At 35.5% G+C, this 6,258-nt stretch carries 7 protein-coding genes; all 7 read left to right on the forward strand.

The window, feature by feature from the left end:
• The first annotated feature begins 13 nt into the window (after positions 1-13).
• Positions 14-148 carry a hypothetical protein gene (locus SOY52_RS11230; protein WP_414429606.1) on the forward strand — a complete coding sequence of 45 codons (135 nt, stop codon included), beginning with the start codon at positions 14-16 and terminating at the stop codon, positions 146-148.
• Between the two features lie 5 nt (positions 149-153).
• A complete protein-coding gene (gene purF / locus SOY52_RS09750; protein ID WP_320848765.1) occupies positions 154-1,539 on the forward strand; it encodes an amidophosphoribosyltransferase in 1,386 nt (461 codons plus the stop codon).
• Between the two features lie 13 nt (positions 1,540-1,552).
• A complete protein-coding gene (gene purM, locus SOY52_RS09755) occupies positions 1,553-2,575 on the forward strand; it encodes a phosphoribosylformylglycinamidine cyclo-ligase (protein WP_320848766.1) in 1,023 nt (340 codons plus the stop codon).
• On the forward strand, positions 2,575-3,144 hold the full coding sequence (gene purN, locus SOY52_RS09760) for a phosphoribosylglycinamide formyltransferase (RefSeq protein ID WP_320848767.1): 570 nt from the start codon (positions 2,575-2,577) through the stop codon (positions 3,142-3,144). Before purM ends, purN begins: the two co-directional genes overlap by 1 nt.
• 19 nt (positions 3,145-3,163) lie before the next feature.
• Entirely contained in the window at positions 3,164-4,420 is a 1,257-nt protein-coding gene (gene purD, locus SOY52_RS09765) for a phosphoribosylamine--glycine ligase (RefSeq protein ID WP_320848768.1), read from the forward strand.
• Positions 4,421-4,425: 5 nt separating this feature from the next.
• Positions 4,426-5,286, forward strand: coding sequence for a phosphoribosylaminoimidazolesuccinocarboxamide synthase (locus SOY52_RS09770; protein WP_320848769.1), 861 nt, complete (start codon positions 4,426-4,428; stop codon positions 5,284-5,286).
• A gap of 189 nt (positions 5,287-5,475) precedes the next feature.
• On the forward strand, positions 5,476-6,258 hold a 783-nt coding region (locus SOY52_RS09775), incomplete at its 3' end, for a Na+/H+ antiporter NhaC family protein (protein ID WP_320848770.1).

The raw sequence follows: 6,258 nt of genomic DNA on the forward strand, positions 1-6,258 counted from the left end.
GGCAATTGAAGGAATTATTTCTAAGGATGGACATATTTTGGGTAAGATGGGGCACTCTGAGCGCTACCAAGAGGGATTATTTATCAATATTCCTGGTAATAAGAAACAAAATATTTTCAAAAACGGTGTCGACTATTTTAGGAAGTAAGAATTATGGGTATAGATATTCATGAGGAGTGTGGCGTGTTCGGCGCCTTTAGGGTCGAACATGCTGCGGAAGTAACATATTATGCTATGCATGCCATGCAGCACAGAGGACAAGAAGGCTGTGGTATGGTTACAGCTGATGGTAAACATTTAGTTGGACATAGAAGCTATGGTTTAGTTAAGGAGGTATTTACTCAGAGCCACCTCGATCGTCTGGTTGGAAACTATTCTATAGGTCATGTACGCTATGCAACTAGTGGTTCAGGACATTACAGCAATATTCAACCTTTTTTGTTTTATCATTCAACTGGAGATTTTGCTCTTTGTCACAATGGTAATATAGTAAATTCAACTATTTTAAGAGAAGAGTTTGAAAAAAATGGGTCTATATTTCAATCAACATCAGATTCAGAGATATTAGCTCACTTAATTACAAAACGTTCTTATGGAACTAGAACCGATGCTCTTAAATATGCCTGTTCAAAGCTTGAAGGAGGATTTTCCTTCCTAGTTTTAACTAAAGATAAGCTCTATGCAATGAGAGATAAAAATGGTCTTAGACCTCTATCTCTTGGAAAATTAGGAGATGGTTATGTTGTTTCCTCAGAAACTTGTGCCTTTGATGTAATTGGTGCTGAGTTCATTAGAGATATTTTGCCAGGTGAGATAATAAAGATATCAAAGGATGGAATTGTATCAACATTTTATGATGACAATTGCTTTGATAAAATGTGCGCAATGGAGTACATCTATTTTGCTAGACCCGATAGTGATATTAATGGAATTAATGTTCATCTGTCTAGAAAAGAGGTTGGTAAGGCCTTAGCACGTGAATGCCCTGTAGATTGCGATATTATTATTGGTGTTCCTGATTCCTCATTATCTGCAGCAAATGGCTTTTCCGAAGAGTCTGGCATTCCTTTAGAAACAGGTTTAATTAAGAATAAATATATGGGACGAACTTTCATTGAGCCTTCACAGGATTTAAGAGAGAGAGGCGTAAAAATGAAGCTTTCACCTATACGTTCAGTTGTAAAAGGTAAAAGAGTTTGCGTAATCGATGATTCAATTGTTAGAGGTACTACATCAAAACAAATTGTACAGATGCTAAGAGAGCAGGGGGCTGTAGAAGTCCATATGCGAGTTGCATCCCCTCCTATGATTGCACCTTGCTTCTATGGAGTTGATACCTCTACCTATGAAGAGTTAATAAGCTCTTATAAAAGTGTTGATGAAGTATGCAAGATTATTGGAACTGACTCTTTAGGTTTTATTTCAAAGGAAGGCTTTTTAAAAGCTATTGGTGCTAAGGACTTGTGTATGGCTTGCTTTGATAGGCAGTACCCAACACCTTTATATGAAGATATTAAAAACGCAAATAAGAATTGTTGATAAGGAGTAGATGATGTCAAAACAATACGAAGCTGCTGGAGTATCTCTAGAAGCAGGATACGAGTCAGTAAGAAGAATTAAAAAGCATGTTGAAAAGACAAATGTAAAGGGTGTTATGGGCAACATTGGTTCTTTCGGGGGTATGTTTGATCTATCTATCCTTGGATATAAAGAACCAGTATTAGTCTCAGGTACTGATGGAGTTGGTACTAAGCTAAAGATTGCTTTCTTAGCTGATAAACACGATACCATAGGCCAAGATGTTGTTGCCATGTGTGTTAATGATGTTTTAGCTCAAGGTGCAAAGCCTTTATTTTTCCTTGACTATGTAGCGGTTGGTAAGAACTACCCTGAAAAGATTGAAGCAATTGTAAAGGGTGTTGCTGATGGTTGCGTTTTAGCTGATTGCGCATTAATCGGTGGTGAAACTGCAGAGATGCCTGATATGTATGAGGGCGGAGAATATGATGTTGCAGGATTTACTGTTGGAGTTGTTGAGAAGTCAAAGATGATTGATGGCTCAAAAACTAAAGCTGGTGATGTGGTAATTGGTCTTGCTAGTTCTGGCGTTCATTCTAATGGTTTTTCTTTAGTTCGTAAGTTAATTTTTAAAGATCACAATTTAGACTTAAATGAAAAATATACACTATCACGTCCTTTAGGAGAGGCACTATTAGAGCCAACAAGAATTTATGTACGTCCTGTTTGTAAAGTTCTTGAGGAAGTAGATGTTCATGGAGTTGCTCATATCACAGGTGGTGGTTTTTATGAGAACATGCCTAGATGCTTGCAGAAGGGATTAGGAATAAAAATTAACAAGGGAACATGGGAAATTCCTGAGATTTTTACCTTCTTACAAGAGCTCGGAAATGTAGATGAAAAGGATATGTACAATGTCTTTAACATGGGTATTGGCATGATTTTAGTAGTTGATGAAAAGGATGTAGCTAAAACAATTGATATTCTAAAAGCTAATGGTGAAAAACCTTGTATTATTGGTGAAGTTACAGACCAAGAAGGTGTTGTGATAGAGTGATGAAGAAGATTGCTATTTTTGCTTCTGGCAATGGTACTAATTTTGAGGCTATTGCCGATAATATCGATAAGGGTATCCTAGATGCTAAAATTGAATTACTTGTTGTTGACCAAAAGAAGGCAAAAGTAATTGAAAAGGGTTTAAGTAGAAATATTGAGACTCTTGTACTAAGACCAAAGGATTTCGAATCGAAAGCTGAATATGAGAAAACAATATTAAAGCGTCTTAAAGAAAAGGATGTTGAGTGGATTATTCTTGCGGGCTATATGCGTATTGTCTCTAATGTACTTCTTGATGCATATGAAAACCACATTATTAACATCCATCCATCGCTTTTACCGGATTTTAGAGGCCTTGATGCAATTGGACAAGCTTATGCTGCTCATAGCCCAAGGATGGGAGTTTCTATCCACTATGTTGATTCAGGCTTAGATACAGGAAGAGTCATTGCTCAAGAAGGCTTTGATGTTAATCCAGAGTGGTCAAAGGATGAGTGTGAGATGAAAATTCATCAAATTGAACATGTTCTCTACACAAATACTTTGAAAAAGCTTTGGGAAAATGAGTAATTAAAATAAGGGTGCAAATATGGCAAAAGTATTAGTTATTGGTTCAGGTGGTAGAGAACACGCTATTGCTTGGGCATTTTCAAAGAGCCTTGAGGTTGAGAAGGTTTTTGTTGCTCCTGGTAATCCTGGTATGGAGGATGTTGCAGAGCTTATAAATATCAATGTAAATGATTTCGATGCATTAATTTCTTTTGTAAAAACAAATGACATTGACTTAACATTTGTTGGTCCTGAAGACCCTCTTGTAAATGGAATTGTTGATAAGTTTGAAGAAGAAGGTTTAAAAATCTTTGGACCTAAGGCTAATGCCGCTATTTTAGAGGGATCTAAAGCTTTTTCTAAAGAAATGATGAAAAAATATGGTATTCCAACTGCAAAGTATGAAACCTTTACAGATTTTGAAAAGGCAAAGGCTTATTTGGAAAAGCAAGAAATGCCTATTGTTTTAAAAGCTGATGGTCTAGCAGCAGGTAAAGGTGTAATTATTGCTCAAAATTTAGAAGACGCACTTACAAATGCAAGATTAATGATGGTTGAAGGAAAATTTAATGGTGCTGGAAACACATTAGTTATTGAAGAATATTTAGAGGGCGAAGAGTTTTCATTACTTGCTTTTGTTAAGGATGAAAATGTTTTTCCTATGCAAATTGCTCAAGACCATAAAAGAGCATATGACAATGATAAGGGTGAAAATACTGGAGGTATGGGAGCTTATACTCCTGTTACTCATATTCCAGAGAGTGCTATCAATGAAGCTTTAGAAAAGGTTATGAAGCCTATGGCTAAAGCAATGGTATGTGAGAGTAGAAATTATCAAGGTATTTTATACGGTGGAATGATGCTTACAAAGAATGGAGTTAAAACAATTGAATTTAACTGCCGCTTTGGAGACCCTGAAACTGAAGTTATTTTGCAAGCTCTTTGTGGTGATTTCTACAAGATTTGCCAAGATGTTCTAGATGGTAAAAAGCCTGAGTATTCTTTTGATGATAATACATACCTTGGCGTTGTAATGGCTAGTACAAATTATCCAGCATCAAGTACTAAGGGGGCCTTAATTGAAAATATTAATGAATCTTCTCCTAGTATTTTTCATATGGGTACAGCTAAAAAAGATGGAAAGTACTATACAAATGGAGGAAGAGTTCTCTTTGTAAGTGGAAAAGGTAAAAACATCCAAGAAGCTTATGATAGAGCATATAGAAGTGTAAAAAAGATTAAGTCAGATTCACTATTCTACCGCAGTGATATTGGATTTAAGGCAATGAGAGGATAAAAAAGATGAAACCAATTAAAGAAGGAAAAGTAAGACAGATTTACGATAATGGCGATAACCTTATCATGGTAGCAACTGATAGAATTAGCTGCTTTGATGTTATTTTAAATAATGTTATTGATAAAAAGGGTAGTGTATTAACCCAAATGTCAAAGTTCTGGTTTGATTATACTAAAGATATTATTGATAACCATATGATATCTACCTCTGTTAAGGATATGCCTGAGTTCTTCCAAACACCTGAATTCGAAGGTAAAGCTATGATGTGTAAAAAGCTTCAGATGTTACCTCTTGAATGTATTGTAAGAGGCTATATCACAGGTTCGGGTTGGGCATCATATAAAAAAGATGGTACAGTTTGTGGAATTAAACTTCCTGAAGGCTTGAAAGAGTCTGAAAAGCTTCCTGAGCCAATTTATACTCCTAGTACTAAAGCTGAGCTAGGAGACCATGATGTAAATATTTCCTTTGAAGAAAGTATTGAATATTTAGAAAAATACTATCCAGGAAAAGGTCATTACTATGCTACAAAGCTTAAGGAAGCAACTATCTTAATTTATAAAAAATGTGCTGATTATGCTCTATCAAAAGGTATCATAATCGCTGATACCAAATTTGAATTTGGCTTAGATGAAGATGGTAATATTTTAATTGCAGATGAAATGCTTACTCCTGATTCATCTCGTTTCTGGCCTCTTAGTGAGTATGAGGTTGGTCATAGTGAGCCTTCATTTGATAAACAATTTGCAAGAGATTGGTTAAAGGCTAATCCTGATAATAATTGGACTCTTCCTCAAGATGTTGCTGATAAAACTATTTCTAAATATTTAGAGGCCTATAAGCTATTAACAGGAAAAGAGCTATAGGGATAATAAACTCTCATTGAAGATTTCCTCCAATGGGAGTTCTTCTGTTTGTAGTTGAAATAGGGACTAAAATGTATTTGTTGTTATTATATTAACACTAAAGTGATTATTTTTACAAAAAAAGTAAAAATTCGCTAGCACATACCTAATTTTTATAGTAGAGTACTTGAGAAAGGAATTCATACTATTATGGCACACTTTGGTATTTGGGGTCTTATACCCCCTGTTTTAACAATTACACTTGCCTTCATCACAAAAGATGTAATTGTATCATTATTTTTAGGTATTATTTCTGGTGCATTAATTGTAGCTGGTGGTAATCCATTTGTAGCAATTTTAAACCTTACAGACTTAATGGCTGATGTGCTATCTGATGGCTGGAATATTAGAATTTTCTTATTCTGTGCTCTTCTTGGTGGTCTTGTTGGTATGTTAAGTAGAACTGGTAGTGCACATGCTTTTGGCCTTTGGGCACGTAAAAAAATCCATAATCCTAAAACAAGTTTATTGTTAGCTTGGGTTTGTGGAATAATAATCTTTATTGATGACTACTTTAACTCACTTGCAGTAGGTACTGTTATGAGACCTATTGCTGATAAGAATAAGGTATCAAGAGCAAAGCTGGCATGGGTATTAGACTCAACAGCAGCGCCTGTATGTATATTAGTTCCAATTTCTTCTTGGGTTATCACAGTAATGTCTATTGTAAAGGGTAGTGAAGGCTTTGATACCTTTGGTATGAGTGAATTTGCATTCTTCCTAAAGGCTGTACCATACAATATCTATGCTATCTTAACATTGATAATGGTTGTTACAATTATCATTACTGGTCGTGATTACGGTCCAATGAAGAAGAGCCAAATGCTTGCTGACCAGGGAAAGCTTTTTAATGATGTATATGGCGATGCTCCGGGTGAAGTAGAAATTGTAACTAGTGGTAGAGCAGGAAAAGCAAAGATGATTGATATGCTT

It is taken from the genome of Bullifex sp. (genome assembly GCF_034103065.1).
GTDB lineage: Bacteria > Spirochaetota > Spirochaetia > Sphaerochaetales > Sphaerochaetaceae > Bullifex.

What these genes read in the sequence shown, in the direction of transcription:
- purM (WP_320848766.1), top strand. Translation starts at nt 1,553, where the DNA reads ATGTCAAAACAATACGAAGCTGCTGGAGTATCTCTAGAAGCAGGATAC.
- SOY52_RS09770 (WP_320848769.1), top strand. Translation starts at nt 4,426, where the DNA reads ATGAAACCAATTAAAGAAGGAAAAGTAAGACAGATTTACGATAATGGC.
- purF (WP_320848765.1), top strand. Translation starts at nt 154, where the DNA reads ATGGGTATAGATATTCATGAGGAGTGTGGCGTGTTCGGCGCCTTTAGG.
- purD (WP_320848768.1), top strand. Translation starts at nt 3,164, where the DNA reads ATGGCAAAAGTATTAGTTATTGGTTCAGGTGGTAGAGAACACGCTATT.
- purN (WP_320848767.1), top strand. Translation starts at nt 2,575, where the DNA reads ATGAAGAAGATTGCTATTTTTGCTTCTGGCAATGGTACTAATTTTGAG.